The sequence below is a fragment of the Vibrio sp. 10N.261.51.F11 genome, from assembly GCF_041471665.1.
Taxonomy (GTDB): domain Bacteria; phylum Pseudomonadota; class Gammaproteobacteria; order Enterobacterales; family Vibrionaceae; genus Vibrio; species Vibrio crassostreae_C.
This window is the reverse complement of sequence record NZ_JBFROW010000003.1, coordinates 69,415-85,549: the sequence shown is the minus strand read 5'-3', so window position 1 is coordinate 85,549 and position 16,135 is coordinate 69,415. Positions and strand designations below refer to the sequence as shown.

At 43.5% G+C, this 16,135-nt stretch carries 18 protein-coding genes; 7 read left to right on the top strand and 11 right to left on the bottom strand.

From position 1 onward, the window contains the following. Positions 1 to 45 precede the first annotated feature (45 nt). Positions 46 to 1,368, bottom strand: a complete 1,323-nt coding sequence (gene rlmF, locus AB4351_RS00880) for a 23S rRNA (adenine(1618)-N(6))-methyltransferase RlmF (protein WP_372051077.1) — start codon at positions 1,366 to 1,368, stop codon at positions 46 to 48. A gap of 4 nt (positions 1,369 to 1,372) precedes the next feature. Beyond that, complete coding sequence (locus AB4351_RS00875; protein ID WP_004734935.1) at positions 1,373 to 1,870, bottom strand: YgjP-like metallopeptidase domain-containing protein; 498 nt, start codon at positions 1,868 to 1,870, stop codon at positions 1,373 to 1,375. 137 nt (positions 1,871 to 2,007) lie between these two features. Between AB4351_RS00875 and AB4351_RS00870 the strand changes: the two genes are divergently transcribed. Beyond that, a complete protein-coding gene (locus AB4351_RS00870; protein WP_016786183.1) occupies positions 2,008 to 2,244 on the top strand; it encodes a glutaredoxin family protein in 237 nt (78 codons plus the stop codon). Between the two features lie 89 nt (positions 2,245 to 2,333). Here AB4351_RS00870 and AB4351_RS00865 read toward each other — a convergent pair whose 3' ends face one another. Beyond that, on the bottom strand, positions 2,334 to 3,206 hold the full coding sequence (locus AB4351_RS00865; RefSeq protein WP_372124795.1) for a LysR family transcriptional regulator: 873 nt from the start codon (positions 3,204 to 3,206) through the stop codon (positions 2,334 to 2,336). Between the two features lie 110 nt (positions 3,207 to 3,316). Between AB4351_RS00865 and AB4351_RS00860 the strand changes: the two genes are divergently transcribed. Both AB4351_RS00860 and AB4351_RS00855 read left to right on the top strand, forming a co-directional pair. Further along, the gene (locus AB4351_RS00860; protein ID WP_372124793.1) at positions 3,317 to 4,516 is read left to right on the top strand and encodes an MFS transporter; all 1,200 of its coding nucleotides are present in this window, start codon (positions 3,317 to 3,319) and stop codon (positions 4,514 to 4,516) included. Positions 4,517 to 4,601: 85 nt separating this feature from the next. Next, entirely contained in the window at positions 4,602 to 5,168 is a 567-nt protein-coding gene (locus AB4351_RS00855; RefSeq protein ID WP_102393884.1) for a DUF1415 domain-containing protein, read from the top strand. A gap of 28 nt (positions 5,169 to 5,196) precedes the next feature. Here the strand turns inward: AB4351_RS00855 and AB4351_RS00850 are convergent, their stop codons facing one another. After that, entirely contained in the window at positions 5,197 to 6,267 is a 1,071-nt protein-coding gene (locus tag AB4351_RS00850) for a diguanylate cyclase domain-containing protein (RefSeq protein WP_017059168.1), read from the bottom strand. A gap of 213 nt (positions 6,268 to 6,480) precedes the next feature. Between AB4351_RS00850 and AB4351_RS00845 the strand changes: the two genes are divergently transcribed. Then, positions 6,481 to 7,056: a nucleoside triphosphate pyrophosphohydrolase family protein gene (locus tag AB4351_RS00845; RefSeq protein WP_017059167.1), complete on the top strand. Its 576-nt coding sequence runs from the start codon at positions 6,481 to 6,483 to the stop codon at positions 7,054 to 7,056. Between the two features lie 139 nt (positions 7,057 to 7,195). Here the strand turns inward: AB4351_RS00845 and AB4351_RS00840 are convergent, their stop codons facing one another. From AB4351_RS00840 to gntH, 6 genes are all read right to left on the bottom strand, one after another. Continuing rightward, complete coding sequence (locus AB4351_RS00840; protein ID WP_372124790.1) at positions 7,196 to 7,684, bottom strand: GNAT family N-acetyltransferase; 489 nt, start codon at positions 7,682 to 7,684, stop codon at positions 7,196 to 7,198. A gap of 311 nt (positions 7,685 to 7,995) precedes the next feature. Beyond that, the gene (locus AB4351_RS00835; protein ID WP_017095358.1) at positions 7,996 to 8,175 is read right to left on the bottom strand and encodes a hypothetical protein; all 180 of its coding nucleotides are present in this window, start codon (positions 8,173 to 8,175) and stop codon (positions 7,996 to 7,998) included. 88 nt (positions 8,176 to 8,263) lie between these two features. Further along, the gene (locus AB4351_RS00830) at positions 8,264 to 9,025 is read right to left on the bottom strand and encodes an IS5 family transposase (RefSeq protein WP_026028612.1); all 762 of its coding nucleotides are present in this window, start codon (positions 9,023 to 9,025) and stop codon (positions 8,264 to 8,266) included. A gap of 205 nt (positions 9,026 to 9,230) precedes the next feature. After that, positions 9,231 to 9,740 (bottom strand): hypothetical protein, encoded by a 510-nt coding sequence (locus AB4351_RS00825; protein WP_137001047.1) that lies wholly within the window; start codon positions 9,738 to 9,740, stop codon positions 9,231 to 9,233. Between the two features lie 185 nt (positions 9,741 to 9,925). Beyond that, the gene (locus AB4351_RS00820; protein WP_017070905.1) at positions 9,926 to 10,441 is read right to left on the bottom strand and encodes a hypothetical protein; all 516 of its coding nucleotides are present in this window, start codon (positions 10,439 to 10,441) and stop codon (positions 9,926 to 9,928) included. Positions 10,442 to 10,567: 126 nt separating this feature from the next. Next, positions 10,568 to 12,193, bottom strand: a complete 1,626-nt coding sequence (gene gntH / locus AB4351_RS00815; protein WP_017070906.1) for a guanitoxin biosynthesis MBL fold metallo-hydrolase GntH — start codon at positions 12,191 to 12,193, stop codon at positions 10,568 to 10,570. Between the two features lie 193 nt (positions 12,194 to 12,386). Here gntH and AB4351_RS00810 point away from each other — a divergent pair, with 193 nt between their 5' ends. From AB4351_RS00810 to AB4351_RS00800, 3 genes are all read left to right on the top strand, one after another. Beyond that, positions 12,387 to 13,226: a LysR family transcriptional regulator gene (locus tag AB4351_RS00810; protein ID WP_017068280.1), complete on the top strand. Its 840-nt coding sequence runs from the start codon at positions 12,387 to 12,389 to the stop codon at positions 13,224 to 13,226. Between the two features lie 98 nt (positions 13,227 to 13,324). After that, positions 13,325 to 14,044: a hypothetical protein gene (locus AB4351_RS00805; protein WP_102333261.1), complete on the top strand. Its 720-nt coding sequence runs from the start codon at positions 13,325 to 13,327 to the stop codon at positions 14,042 to 14,044. Between the two features lie 59 nt (positions 14,045 to 14,103). Next, on the top strand, positions 14,104 to 14,337 hold the full coding sequence (locus AB4351_RS00800) for a hypothetical protein (protein WP_102494755.1): 234 nt from the start codon (positions 14,104 to 14,106) through the stop codon (positions 14,335 to 14,337). 243 nt (positions 14,338 to 14,580) lie between these two features. Here the strand turns inward: AB4351_RS00800 and AB4351_RS00795 are convergent, their stop codons facing one another. Continuing rightward, positions 14,581 to 16,047 carry a lytic polysaccharide monooxygenase gene (locus tag AB4351_RS00795; RefSeq protein WP_372124909.1) on the bottom strand — a complete coding sequence of 489 codons (1,467 nt, stop codon included), beginning with the start codon at positions 16,045 to 16,047 and terminating at the stop codon, positions 14,581 to 14,583. Positions 16,048 to 16,135: the final 88 nt, after the last annotated feature.

Below are 16,135 nucleotides of genomic sequence, written 5' to 3'. Positions count from 1 at the left end.
AAGCCCGTCCGTATTTCAGCTTAATAACTTAACTAAGTGCAGCCGCTATTTTAGCGCGATCCACTCTTGTCTTTGCTCATCGTCCATAAAGGTCCATGCGATAAAGCGACTTACCTTCTGGCCTTGTGACATCTCGACGACTTTCACTTGTTTAGCTCTAAGCTTGCCAAGCTCTGAACGAACCATATCGACGTTATCTTTCTTAGAAATCAATGTCGTAAACCACAAAACTTGAGTAGCAAAAAGTTGACTCTCTCTTGCCATCTTCATAATGAAAGCGGCTTCACCACCTGGGCACCAAAGCTCGGCTTTTTGACCACCAAAGTTTAAGGTTGGTTTAGCTTGCTTAGTTGATTTATCTAACTTAACTGGCTTCTTGTTCGTTTCAGGCTTGAATGACTGACCGGCTTTCTTAGCACGGTTCGCCGCTAGATTATCCAGTTTACGTTGTGACCCCTTTTCAGCCTCTTCAAGAGAGCTGTGGAATGGAGGATTACAAATAGTGACATCGTAACGTTCATTATCCTTAATCACGCCCTTAAAGATAGATTCAGAGTCAGCTTGTAGGCGAGCGCGGATCTTACCTTTTAGATTAGGGTTGCTTTCCGCTATGAAGTTCGCTGTTTTGATGGAGACTGAATCAACATCTGTCCCTGTACAACGCCACTTATACTCTGTCGCACCAATGATTGGGTAGATACAGTTTGCACCGACACCAATATCTAATGCTTTCACAGACGCGTGGTTATAGGGTTCACCTTGGCCATCGCTATTAAGGATGTCGGCCACTCTGTGAATGTAGTCTGCACGACCAGGAATTGGCGGGCACAAGTAACCAGCAGGAATATCCCAATGTTTAACGCCATAGTGATGCGCCAACAAAGCTTTGTTGAGTAGCTTAACAGCCAATGGATCAGAGAAATTAATGGTGTCTTCGCCAACCGGATTCTTGGTCAGATGCTCTTTTAGCTCAGGCAAGGCTGCAACTAGTAACTCGAAGTTATAGCGGCCAGTGTGCTGGTTTCTTGGGTGTAATCCACCTTGAGGTTTTTCAGCCGAGCGTCTTTTCTGAGCTGCGTTCTTGTTAAAAGCCGTTTTATTGAAAGAACCCTTATTCGATGATCCTTTATTTGCACCCTGCTTCCCTTTACTGTCTTTTGCAAAAGGTCGCTTTGCTTTGTTATTGCCCGCGCCTTTAGGTGCGCTATTCTTGCGGCTTTTATCAGATGTGTTCTTTGTAGAAATACGCTTGTCGCTGCTTGGCTTAGCTGTACTTGGCTTAACATCAGCTTGGTTGTCTTTTGTTTTTGCTGATGAAGTGCTGTTTTTCGACAGGCTTAGCGTCGTTCTATTTTGTGATTGGCTCATTGGGCTACTTCTTTAAATCTAAATACATCATGAATAAACGGGCATCCAACTCAAGTTGATGATATTCCGGTTCCATGTGACAGCATAGTTGGTAAAAGGCTTTGTCGTGCTCTTTCTCTTTGATATGCGCCAGTTCGTGTACCACCAGCATTCTTAGCAAAGGTTCTGGTGCATTTTTAAAAACACTGGCGATACGAATTTCATTCTTTGATTTGATCTTTCCACCGTGATTCTTAGCAACGTAAGAATGCAGACCTAACGCATTATTGATTAGGTGTATCTTGCCGTCGTAAATCACTTTGCTGATCGGTGGTGTTTTTTTCATGTAGCGATTTTTTATCTCAATCGCATAGTCAAACAGGGCTTTCTCGCTTTTTATTTCATGATTCTTTGGGTAGCGAGCTTCAAACCAAGGCACCAATTTACCCGACTCTACAAGTTGAGTAACAGGATCAAGAATGTGCTTAGGATAGCCTTGAATATAGCGTAAAGAAGGATGCATGCTGAAAGACCGTACAAGTTACACCACGACAATACGTTGTGGTCTTGAAAATTGAGCCGCATAGTGTAACTGATCACACTTTTCTAATCACCTAGGATTCGTTACACTTTAGCGAGATTCACCAAGAGAATGAAAAAATGAAACGTGTTGTATTGTACGTCGCAGACAAATGCCCGCACTGTAAAGATGCCCAAAGGTATTTAGACTCTAAGAAAATTGTTTACCGCCTGACGAATGCAAAGATGCAGCGTGGCCGTAAAGAATTGCAAGCAATGGGTGCTCGTTCTATCCCCGTGCTTAAAATCGGCGATCAAGTGATGGTCGGCTGGAATCAGAAAAACTTCGATAAGATGTATAACTCAAAGAACACCTAACGTGCTCTGAGCCAGTCATACTTCTATACAACAAAGCCCGAATATCCAATCTAGGATGTTCGGGCTTTGTTTATTTAAATCTTACTAAATCACACATACCGCTTAACGAAATCAATAAAGGTTCTGTCAGCTTTCGACAAATACCCTTCCTTTCTCCAGGCCAACGATAGATTCAGTTTTACAGGGTCTTTAAATGGCACGCCTATCACGTCTTTCTCATATTCCGTCACTAAGCTCAACAGCGCGGTGATCGCAAACTCTTGTTTAACGATAGAAAGAATCATTGGCAATAAATTGGTTTCGAACGCAATGGTCATATCGAGATTGTACTTCTTACAAGTCGCATCGATAAAATCGCGGTGGAAGTAGCCCGATTTGAACATGATCAGCTCTTGAGCAAAAAATTCTTCAAAGGTGATGGATGGTTGCGTTGCCAGTGGGTGATCTTTGCCAACTACAGCTAACATTTCTGAGCTTAACAGATGATCCGTTTCCAAATCATCAGGAACGTTCTCATGATTAATTACACCAATATCGAGTTCGCCGTTTAACAGCATTTCGCGAATCGATGCGGTGCCAGCATCAATCAAGGTCAACTTTAGGTTTGGGTATTGGCTTTTAAATGCCATCACGACTTGCGGGAAAAAATAACTCCCCATCATGCTTGGAGCGCCCAATCGTACCTCGCCTTTTTCTAAACCCTTTAGTTCATTCATCGCGAGTTGAGCATCATCGAACTGCTGGGATATCCGCTTCGCATGTTCAAAGAGTACCTTTCCCTCTTCCGTTAAGGTGACGGATTTATCTCCACGACGGAATAAAATCAACTCAAGTGTCTGTTCTAGTTTTTTAATGGAGATACTCAATGCAGGTTGTGCGATATGCAGCGCTTTGGCCGCCTGGGTGAAGTTACCAAACTGAGCAACAGCCAGAAAATGTCGAAGTGGTTTTGATTCAAGCATGGCGATATATTTAATATATAGAGGTGATATTTTTAATATATTTCTTTAATCACACTTGTGCTGATAACTTGTTCACAAATAGCTTACTAACTCGCGCAGGCACAACGTAAATGTTTGATAAAGGCAGTCCTCAATACAAACGTATCACTCAATCATTGGCGATTGGTTCATTTATCATTTTCTGTAACCTTTACCTCTTTCAGCCTATCTTGCCGCACATGGCGGAGCACTTCCAAGTATCTGAAACTCAGATCAACTGGTTATTTGCTGCTACAACACTCGGCCTTTCGATTAGCTTGGTACCTTGGGCAATTGCCTCTGAAACCTTTGGTCGAAAACCCATTATTCTGTTCAGTCTGCTCGCTATTCCTTTGATTGGATTGAGCATGGTGTTCACAACCACTCTACTGCAACTTGTTGTTGCCAGAGCATTAATGGGAATCGCAGTCGCTGCTTTTGCGGGCGTGGCGGTTGCCTATATGGTCGAAGAGTTATCACCCAAAGCATTCGCAGTCGCGATCGGCGGTTATATTGCAGCCAACTCATTGGGTGGAATTTTCGGACGTGTATTGGGTGGCTTGATTACGGATTATTTTGACTGGCACGCAACGGTTTTGTTTTTCGTGGTCGGCTCCTTAATCGGCGCTCTCTATATTGCGTATAGTCTGCCTGACCAACAAAACTTCAAACCTCAAAAAGGGTTGTTCTTTCATCATAACCGCTCGGTTGTGATGCACTTAAGAAACCGTGCCTTGTGGCTCGCGATGTTGATTGGTGGCGCTAACTTCGCGCTATTCGTTAACCTGTATTCAGTAATGGGCTTTAGGTTGGTATCCGAACCTCACTCAGTGCCTGTTGGTTTAGCTTCACTGATATTCCTATGTTACTTGGCCGGTACGGTAAGCTCTAAGCTCTCCAACAAATGGACACTTCGCTTTGACCCGTTAAACGGTATATTGATGGGCGTGTGTATTAGCTTAATCGGAATGCTAATTTCTGCCGTCGACAAAGTCCCGTTCATGCTAGCAGGCTTGTTATTGATTAGTGGCGGCGCGTTCTTCGCCCATACCCTTGCCTACTCTTGGGTAAGTCAAAAAGCGCCGAGCGCTAAGGCGACAGCAACCGCACTTTACTTGGTTCACTATTATATTGGCGGGAGCTTAGGTGGTTTCTTACTCTTGTATTGCTGGCAACTGTTCGGTTGGAATGGCGTGATTGCGGGCGGTTCAATCTTCTATGTTGCGATATTTGCTTGGGTCTACCAATTAAAACAACTTCAAGTATCGGCCTCTAAACTCGCACAAGCATAAGTACGACTGAGGTTGTAACTCAATTATTGCTTTTGATTAACGTCCGTTCTGATATCCTACGCAAAATTTCATTTCGGAACCTGTTATGTCGAACACTCAAAGCACAGATCTTCAAACCATCCACGACCAAGTAAAACAATGGTTAGATGATGTCGTTATTGGCCTAAACCTGTGTCCATTCGCAGCCAAGCCACAACGTAATAAACAGATTAAGATCTTTGTGAGTGAAGCGAATACGGAAGAAGCGTTACTGGAAGACATCATGACGCATTTCGTAGAGTTAGATAATACGCCAGTTGCTGAATTAGAGACGACTTTAGTGGTGGTTCCTAACATGCTGCAAGACTTCTTCGACTACAACATGTTCATTGATTGGGTTGAAGCGTTGATCAAACAGCAAGACTGGGAAGGCGTTTACCAAGTGGCAACGTTCCATCCTGACTATTGCTTTGGTGGTGCGGATCCAGAAGACGATGAAAACCTAACGAATCGCTCTCCATACCCTGTTTACCATTTGATTCGTGAAGCAAGCATGGAAAAGGTACTGAAGCACTACCCTAACCCTGAAGCGATCCCAGACACCAACATCGCAAGAGTTGAGTCTTTAACGCCAGAAGAACGCCGTCAACTGTTCCCTTACTTGTTTAGTTAATAGTTCAGTTAATCGCTAACATGATGGCTCATATTCCTGAGCGCTCTTGATGATATGGACGAGAAATGAACTGATCTCGTCCATTTTGTTTCGCAATGTACAGACACTCATCGGCAACTTTGATGAGCTTATCTAACGCCGACATCCTTTCCCCTTTGGTATCCCCTGTACTCAACTCAAAATGACACGCACCAATTGATATAGTGACAGGCTTTCGATCCAGTGTGATTTTCTTCATCTCTTGCAAAAGAGTCATGAACTTATCTTCAACATAATTTGGTGTTTTATTTGGATACCAAAGAATGAACTCTTCACCACCAAAACGCGCCACAAACTCACCCTTTTGAGTGTTATTGTTCAGCACGCTCGCCACTTTCTTTAATACAACATCGCCCATTTGGTGACCGTAAATGTCGTTAACCTGTTTAAAGAAGTCGATGTCGACAACCGCCAAGGTTCCCTTTCCTAAAGAGCCTTTTAACTGCTCGACTTCCGCATTCAACGTTTTAAACAAGCAACGTCTATTTGGCAAGTGTGTCAGAGGATCATACAGAGCTTGGTACTCTAACTTCTCATTCAGCTCTTTGAGTTTTCGTTCTTGCTGTCTTCTAACCAGCTCCACTTCAATCCATGATGCCATTAGTCTCATCACGTCGACATCGAACTCTTTGAACTCGCGATGATAGGGTGCTGGGCTTGAAAAGTTTAAGGTGCCATAAAGCTCATCATTAACGAAAATCGGGATGCCAATATAAGACTCTAAACCAAAAGACTGGTAAGCGGGATGCGTCGCATACTTATCGTGTTTGCCACAATGCTCAATGCAGATAGGACCAATCGATTTACATGTAATTTCGCAATAGGTTGAACGATAATCGAAGGTGTCACCGCTATTGAGTTCAACCCCTTCTGGCGTAACACAGTGCTCGACTAAATAAGAATTACCCTCGACTTTAGATAAAATACCGATATCAAGGTTGAAGCGTTCAAGCCCCATGATAAGCAGCTGAGCGATCTGAATATCGAAGCCCTTCCGGTAATCATTGGTGATTTGATACAAGCGACGTATAACAATTTCGCTTTCACTGGCTTGGTTCATAACTGGGATCCCACTGCAGCCGAAGTTAATGGCAACATTAATATTTGGTATATTAAGAAGAGTAAAGTGTAAAAAAACATAATAATCAATTGGTTTGTATGCAAAATACCTCATTGGTCCAATGAATAAAAGTCGACTTCTTCGACTTTGCGTTAGCACCCTATTCCTAGCTTTGGTAAAATAATCCATTAACGAAACAGAATGGATAGGAAAATGAACCTTTCTCAACTAAGCCAAGAAATCTACGATCACCTTTACCGCGACATTGAAGAGTTCCGCAGTACTTTTGATCTGCCTGTTGCTGCTCCTGAAACAATGGACGAAAAAGGCGATACGCTACATACCTCTCTAGCGATCGAAGAACTAACAGAACTTGCAGAAGCTGACTCTAAAATCGAACAAGCGGACGCTATTGTAGACAGCGTTTATGTTTTGATGGGACGTTTGGTTCACCTTGGCCAAGCTAAGGTTGAAGACAACCTAGCAATCAGCTACCTGATCGACCTACTGTTGAATGTTTCTAAAAACCGCTCAATTGACTTCTTACCTTGCTGGGACGAAGTACACTCAAGCAACATGAGCAAAGTATGTCGCAACGAAACTGAATATGCTGAAACAGAAGCTTTCTATGCTGAGCAGAACATCAAGCTGATGGCGGTTCAAAAAGGCGAATACATCATCGCTAAGTGTGCGGAAGATTTCGTATCGGAAGGCAAGACAGTTCGCCAAGGTAAAGTACTAAAATCTGTACACTACCGTCCTGCGAACCTTGAGCCACTAACGGCTTAACTAAGTTTACGACTGAACTAAGGTTATGGCTGTAGCTCTTTAAAGCACCAGCGCACCAAAATAGCAAACGCCACGTTTAAATAACGTGGCGTTTTATTATCTGTCAGTTAATTCTAACTGTGTTAATCGTAGCTAAATGCTATACCAGTCGAGCCATATGATAAGCCGCCACATATTCGCCATTTCTGAAAGCGAACCCTGCGGACTCTCCTTCAATCACGAAACCGAACTTCTTATACAGGCTGATCGCTCTTTCATTATCGGTGTATACCGTTAACTCCATTCGCTTGATGTTAATCCAGTTATCACACAAGTCGATCGCGGTCGCGAGCAGCTGACTACCCACACCTTTGCCTAGCACATCGTCTTTAACAACCATACCAAATGAAGCCACATGTCGTCTTCTTGGATTCACGCACACTTCCATTCCCAAGTTGCCAACAATCTCATCGTCGATCATCGCGACATACGAGTACACGTTATCAGGCATATTAGAGATTCGTTTTTGCCAGCTTTCCAGAGATGGATTTGGGAGTTGCAGCGTACCGGTATAAGCATTAGTGCATTCGTAAACTTCTTTTATTCCCTTTGCATCTGACGGTTCAGACCGTCTCACTATAATACTCATCGCAACTCCTACTATTTTCATCGCTAAATATGAAACACATCCTCAATGTGCACCTAGACACACTATCAAATAGTAAATATTTAACAATAGGTTAGATGAAATTGTTTTTATTAGCGCTGATGTGGGGAATGTATGTGGATGATCTGAAGAAGTAAATTTGAGGAATCAAGGTTAATTAAACTGGAGGTAATTCGATATGGGCACCTCGGGTGTGCCCACGCCGCAAAATCTATGGAATTAGTTAGCTTTGGTTCATCATGATCTAACTGATTCTGTTCTGGTTAATCATGAACTAGTTCATCCTGATCTAGTTAATCACGCTCACATTGAACTTGCATGACTTTAAGGTCTGTTGCATTTAGCTTCTCAGCTAGCGCTGCGCCTTCTTCATTACATTGCTCAAGAGTCGTAAATTGGGTGTTAACTTCCATTTCTGCTGTGCTATCAGCGCCACCCATCATTAGGCTTAGAATCAGTGTGAGTTCGTACATAAAATAATCCTCTTTCGAGCTTTCAAAGCATCCATTCGAATAAGATAAAGTGACTAGGGCGTGTTGATCTTTGCTGTACATTTCGCGTTCAACAATACATCGGTAGCCACATTAACATGAATGCCAGCGATAACATGCTGGCATAATTCCTTTCTAGCTTGTCATATCTACTTGAAATAGCTCGATAATGCTTAATTCTCCCAAAGGCATTTTCGACCAAGTGACGATACTTGTATAAACACCAATCCATACTGTCTTTGTCTATATCTTGTCCGTAATTGCGTTTAGCAATTACCGTTTCTCCGCCACGTTCCTTAACAAAAGTACGGAAAGGTTCGCTGTCATATCCTTTATCACAAACGATGGTATTAACTTCATCGAGTTGCTCAACTAAGCTTTCGGCATGCACTATATCGTGGCGTTGTCCCTCTGATAAATCAAAGCAAATCGGCAGGCCACCACTATCTACGGCTAAGTGAATTTTGGTTGAGTTGCCCCCGCGACTTTTTCCTATTTGCTCTGAACTTTCAGTAGCTGCACCTGTACTATGCTGATGTGCTCTAACTATAGAGCCATCAAGAAATACCCATTCAAAATCAGCCATGTTAGATAAACTTTTGAAAAGATTATCTAAAATCCCTTTCTTTGACCAAAGATTAAATCGTCTGTAAACGGTACTCCACTCTCCGAACTCAGAGGGTAGATCCCGCCAAGGAATACCTGTTCTCATTCGATAAAGTATTCCTTCAAATGTCATTCGATGTTCAGTTTTATCGTAAATACGACCTGTACTTTTCATAACTTGGAGTAGCAGTTCCCAGCGAATATCAGTTAGCATTGTTCTTGGCATGGTATTGGTTATGGTTTTACTTTTGGCGAAGCAAATTATAACTCTTTACCATGCTGTTCAAAAAACACTCACGAAAGATCAACACGCCCTAGAATCCGCCCTAATTCACTTGTTTCGTTTGAGATAATTCTAATCATTCACTCGAATCGAGTCTTACCATTTTGTGCCAAGAGGTAACAAAGTAAGTACGCTTATCTTATTGGGCTTAGTTGATACTGAGTAAACGACCTCGTTCGATATCTTGCTCAAGCACCTCTGGTGTCAAGTCGCCATGTCCATGGTGATCGTGATTATGGTTATGTCCATGATCGTGTCCGTGGGAATAACCTTTGTGTTCATTTGCTCTTTGAGCTAACTTGTGTGAGTCCAAATAGGTATCAGTTAAATCAGCACAATATTCTTCGGTCCATAAACGTCGAGCCTCATCATCACTCATGATTTGCTCGGCTTTAGGGCCCAATTTGTCCATGTAGAACATCCCCAGCTCCTCACCTTCTACATTGGCGTGGTTGATAAGGTTCATAAACGCAGGCTCTTGATTCTCATCTGATAGATGACCATTTTTGTAACACACGGTTAGACCAATAATATCGTCGCCAAGTTTCTCTAATTCAGGGTTAAAATGATTGTGACTATGATTATGTTCGGCAGCGGCGACAAGCATTGGAGTAAGTAAAACACATGCGATAGCCAGTAGCTTAATGGTATTTTTCATGGGATAGACCTTCTGTATTTTCGAATACAAATTTGATTAGTTGGCTGACTTAGCTTCTTGTGAGATGAGCTAAGTTAAGGGGAACTTCAAGACCATTTCAGCCTGAGTACCCCTCTGTCTCACTACAAATAATCAATATGATTGGATAACGAGGCTCGATATAACGAGCGTTCTATAGACAAAAATCACTTATCAACTACGATTCTTGCTGGTGCGATGGTGTAAGTCATTGGCTTCACCTCCCATTCACCTTTTGCTTCCAATGCAACCGCTAGTGCTTGCGCCTCTTCACATACCTTCGATGGTTTTCCGTCAGCCCAGTATGATGGACCCGAAGTGTAGCCGCACATCACTGAAAACGTGTGTTGCCCATTCTTTGTGGTGTATTCCGTCATAATGACACCACCTTCTCCATGCGTTATTTTTAGCGAGCCTTCATCGGCGACATGCATTGCATCGGAAGGATTCGGTTTGACATACGTTGTGTAGGTCCCGCCATCAGACATGGATTGGTTGTCATACATGGTGTAGCCTTCTTTTTCTGAAGGTAAGGTCAGTTCGTAGTTAGGATCAATATCCGCTAAACGTTCTGAGTTATTCGTCGCACCAGGTTGATAGTTGTGAGCATTTGATTGTCCGTTAGCGAAAACAGACGCTGACACTAAAGATAGAATGACGACCGCTAAAATTGATTTTTTCATAATGAACTCCAGATATTCTAAGCAAAGATGTTGTAAGCAATAGTTTTTATGATTGAGTAAGAGAATGGGTTTATTTACCTAACTTTTTAGGATGTGAGGGCAATATCAGCCCTCACTACAAATACCCTATTTGTTGTCGGTTCCTGCTCCTTCACCAGGCTCAGTTGGACGACTTACCGACTTGCGCTCAAGATTGTGGTGAGCACGCACTCTATCCATGTATTCTTGCTTGGTGTTCATACCTTGCTTCATTGCTTCTGGTACTTGTTCAGCTGGGATCACGATGTCACGGTCGACTGGCCACTCAGTTAACAGCTCTGGGTGGTAGCCTTCTGGGTAGTACAGTTTTGGATCCAACTCTAAATCACGAATCTCTTGTTCTTGTATGTCTTCACGGCTGTTTTTAGGTAATGGGATTCTAAAGTCAGACCCATCTGCCATATCAAATTGTGGCGCTCGCGCATTCGGAAAATCAGGCAAAATACCTTCACGAACCCACGCATTATCTTTAGTCATGTTAACGACAATGCCATCAGGCGCACCGAAGTGGTAAGGTCCTTGCCAATGGTGGCGAACCTCTGCAACAGTTTCCTCATTAAGATATGGGTCGAATGTCATGTGCGTTGTCATGAACAAGCGCGGTTGTACTTCATTCGCCACATAACCCGCCGCGTACGCTGGTGTATGGTGAGTATCAACGGTGTAACGAGCTAAGAATGGCGGCACACCTTGAATAATCGAAGACACACCAAACGTTTCGGTTTGCAGCTCAGTAATGAACAAGTCTGCACCTTTTGCGTATTTCAAATCCAACTCGGTTGGGCGACCGTCTCCTGTCCAAACAAACGAAAGCACTCGACCGTCATCTTGAGTCCAATTCAAGCGGTAACCAGACGCGCCATCTTTTGCGTGACTGCGTCGCCAGTGAATCACTTCCACATTGTCTTGGTCATAGATAACACCTCCGTCGTCGCGGAAATCAAACTCGTGTACCACTATGTCGTTGCCTGATGGGAACACATCAAATGCGTCGGTGTGCCAGTTCAACATTTGCTGCATGCCTTCAATCATATGACGAGTGCCATATTCTGGAGTCGCACCACTCGGACCATAAATGTTAAGCGGCTTTTCCCAGCGACCATTCCAACCACCAAATTTATACAGGTAAGGTAACGAGCCGTAATGGTCTACGTGTAAGTGAGTAATGAAGATATGGTCGAGTTCATTCATCGCGACACCCGCCGCTACGTAGTTCGCAATTGATCCTTCACCTAAATCAAAGACAAAGTTAGAGCCGTTACCCAATTCGACGTATATCGAGGTGTTTGCCTGCCCCGGGCGAATCATTGGTGATGTCCCCATGAACGTGACACGCATTTCATCCGGTTGAACTTCTTCAGTGCGTGGGAACCAGTTGGCGCCCGACACCATGTGATCGCCATAAGGTGCAATGCCCTCAAACATCAGGCCTTCTTTCCAACCTGAATTGGTTTCTTTGCGATAGTCACCATTGTTTACACCGCCCATTAACACAGAAAGCACCTCTTCTTCTGAAGAGTACAAGTTCCCCTTAGGTTGAGTGCTCAGATACTCTTCAAGGGTTTCACCCTCGTGATATTCAAATTTCTCGAGTTTTTGAATATCAGAGTTAGTTTGCTTGGTGTTGTATTGCATCATTGGGTCAGCAGCAAAAGCGGTTGTCGTGATGATCATTGCTGTAGAGATGATTGATAATTTTGCGAAAGTTCTCATAGTTTCACCTATCGGTCTGAGTATTTAGTAAATGAATGAAGTTCCTTCCTCACTCCGATGCAAACAAGTTTATTAATAAACAGAACCTCGATATATAGTGTAAACTTTACTTAAAACCTCCATTTCATTTATGAGTTAATGATAACTCCACCATGATTTGGATGAGTGGCAATAAGAATAGAGGGAACTGAATTTGGACCTTAATCTACTGACGACATTTTTGGCCGTTTACAAACACAGCTCTATCACCGTGGCATCAGAGCAGCTCGATATTTCTCAACCCGCGGTAAGCGCGGCGATTAAGAGACTCGAAGGTGTCGTGGGCAAGGCTTTATTTGTGAGAGAAGGACGAGGTATCGCGCCCACTGGAGCAGCGGTATCACTCGCTAATAAGATAGAAGACCCATTGAACATCATTGGAACGGTTGAGCAGCAAAAGAATGACCTTAAAGTCTATTGCACAGAGAGCTTGCTTCATTTCGTTAGCCAGGTTGAAGGCGTAAGCTTTACGGAAGCGCCACTCGAAGAGGAAGAACTGTTTGATGCGCTTACTGCACAAAAAGTAGATATCGTCATTGATGTACTTTCGAGTAAGAAACACTCATTGATTGAAGAAACCATCGTCGATGAGGAGCCCGTGTGTCTGACTCGAATCAACCACCCTCGAATTGGTGAGACACTAAGTAAAGAAGAGTATTTCCAAGAGGAACATATTGCGCTCAAGATCAAACGCGCCAACATGAACACGGTCGAGTTTTTATCAGAGAGCGATATCGAGCCGAGAAAAGTCAGAATTGAAACCAGCTCAATTTCAAGCATGCTGATTTTGGCAAGCACGACAGATTATATCGCCGCTTCTACTCGCTCTTTTGCAGAAATGCTTGCACCAGCGCTTGGCTTACGCGTTCACCCTATCCCCATCAAATTAAGACCGATCACGTTTCGAATGCTCTATCACCGCCGCTACGCTAAAGACGAACAGCACATCAAAACCCGTGAAGCAATCAAATCAGCATTAAGGAAACATAAATGAAACTGAGGTTTTAACTAAAGTTAACCCTATTAATATAAATTCAGTTTAATCACATACTCTCCAGCAAGTTAATTCAATAGAACGACACTGGAGAATCCATGAAAAAACTTAACCTTATTGCTCTACCACTTACGTTACTCAGCAGCGCAGCGTTTGCGACTTCGACTCAAGTTTACATCGAACAAAACGTTGCCTCTAATGCTGCTGATAACGGTGTCTACACCACAGAAGCTGGCGCATTAATCGATACCTCAGAAAATGGACAAGTCTATATAGGTTTTGATGACCAAGGTTGGTTAGCAGCGGGTTACGGCCACGACTTTCACATCAGCGAGTCCTTCACGTTCAACCTATACGGTGAACTCGGTAAATGGGACAACGGTGAAGAGTTATTAATCGAAGGTATTATTGATTACCAAGTCAATGATAACTTCAATGTATTCAGTGGATTGGGATATAACCAGTCAGGGCAAGTACTCGAGAATGTAAGCGACACCACGATCAACACTAATAAGTTCATCGCCGGTGCGGGGTACTCACTCTCAGGCTGGGATTTAGCTTACCAATACACTCACGAAAACAGTGATGGATCCAATGGCGGGTTTACCCACAACGATGACAACGTAATCTTTCATCAAGGCGACTACCGTACCAATGAACACGAAGTCGTTCTCTCTAAGAGCATCGACGACTGGACACCCTACGTGAAATACACCTATTTCAACACCAACGAAGGTGACCTTTACTTGAACGGCCAATCGATGGGCCCGATCGACAACGACAGCATCATCACACTTGGTTTGTCTTACGACTTCTAAATATCTCAGATTCAATTCTCATAGGCAGATGGATTTGCCCACCTTTCGAGGGCACTACTATGAAAATGACTCCTCAACGTAACAAAGCCATTAATATCGCTGCAGCGATCAGTATCGTTTTGTTTTCCGCAATTCCAACCTACGCAAGTGCTGATCACTTAGATTTCCATTATCTAGAGTCGAGTTATCTAGAAACGAGCTATCTAGACTCCTCCTTCGTCGAATTCATGACACCAGATTTTGATCAGGGGTATCTTAACGATGAGATTAAAGAAAACCTTACTCTGGAATAATTCTTCAACACATTACAAAACGTAAAAGACCAGAAACTCACGCTTCTGGTCTTTTTATATAGCTCTTGTTTTCTATATAACTATCATCTTCTTATAGAGCCCTGCCCAGCGATTAAGACTCCGTTTCTGAATCACCTTTTTCTAGGCTGATGACATTCAGAACCGCAAATGCAGACGCTAAAAAAGACACCACACTCGTCAAAAAGTGTGGTGCCTTGGTTATTACTTTAAAGCTAATTAAGATTAGTTGGCTGGACGCCAAACGCCCCATTTGTCATTTTCGTAAGTCGCTTTAGGGTTAGTACCACCTTGAACCCACCATTGTGCTTTCCATGACTGGTTCGAGTAAGTCACGACTTCGCCACCAAGGTAAGTCGCTGATGAGTCCCACGTACCTGGATCTGGCGTAGGGTCTGGGTCAGGAGTCGGATCAGGATCCGGCGTTGGATCTGGTTCTGGTGTCACGCCACCGTCATCGGCAATTACTTCAAAAGTGAAGGTTTCAACACTGTCGCTTTCAATCGAGCTAGCCATAAACGATAAAGTTTCGTTTGCAGTGATGCCAGTGGTATCAACTACGATAGAAGCCGTGCCGTTATTTTGGATGCTTACTGAAGAACCTTGAGTTTGAGTCAATGTCGCGGCTTCGCTTGTTGCAATCACAACCTTATCGCCAGCATTGACTACATTGTCACTCTTCACTAGCTCGTAGATGTCACCTTTCAATGGTTCAACACCACCGTCGCCACCATCAATCAACGTTAACTGACCAGAAGCACGGCTATCTTTTGAGTTGAAGAAGTTACGTGAAGGATCGTTTTGGAAGTACATGTAGTGCTGCATTTCAGCATGCCAGTCACCAATGAAGATCGCGCCATCTTTAAACTCTTCGTGCCAGCCATTAATTTCTGAAGCTAACAAACGAGCCCAATCGTTAACGTTTGAAGCATCAATGACGATGTCGAAGCTTCGCGCTACTTCACCATACTTGTTGATGATGTCGTATTTAACCGTATCACCAATTTCTGGCGTGCCAAACTGGTCAGAAACAAACAGGTCACCACGCACTAGATCAGGCTCTGGACCCGGCTCTGGTGGAGGGGTTGTGCCACCCGCGATAGTGATGTCTGAACAGTTGTAGAAGCCTTCGCCCGCAGCATCATCACGTTGCCAACGAACGAATAGAATCGCATCGCCAGAACGGTCTGAAGGAATAGTGACATTAATGCGGTACTTGCCGCCATTAACCGGAACGTTACCCTCTTCTTGGATAAGATCTAAGTCTCCCCACGCTAGGCCTTTGCTTAGGTCCGCGTTTGGTTTCGTTAGGTAGAACTCCCAGAAAGAAGGGTTGTGTGGCGCTGTCGCATTGAATACATATTCAAACGTACCAGTATTTAGCTCGGTACGAGTCCAACCAGTATGAGGCGCACCCATGCCGCGTTTTTGCGAATCGTTGGCATAACATAACGTGCCGTCAGGAATCGCCGCTTTTACAGCATTGATATTATTGAAATCTTGGACATTTTTCGCGTACTCGTTACGTTGAACAAACGGGTATGAACCCGAAATGTCTTTTGCTTGAGCACACGCAGCATTAGGTGGTGTACCCGACCAAATCCCGCCTTGCTCGTAACACGTGTTCTGACGCGCGCTTGGAAACTCAGACCAACCATGAGCATTTGCCACTGACGGCACACTCGATAGCATAGCCATACCCACTGCTATTTTTAGAATATTATTATTTATTGTTGTCACTTTCCCACTCTCTATTATTTTACCCTAAACACAAAACCAA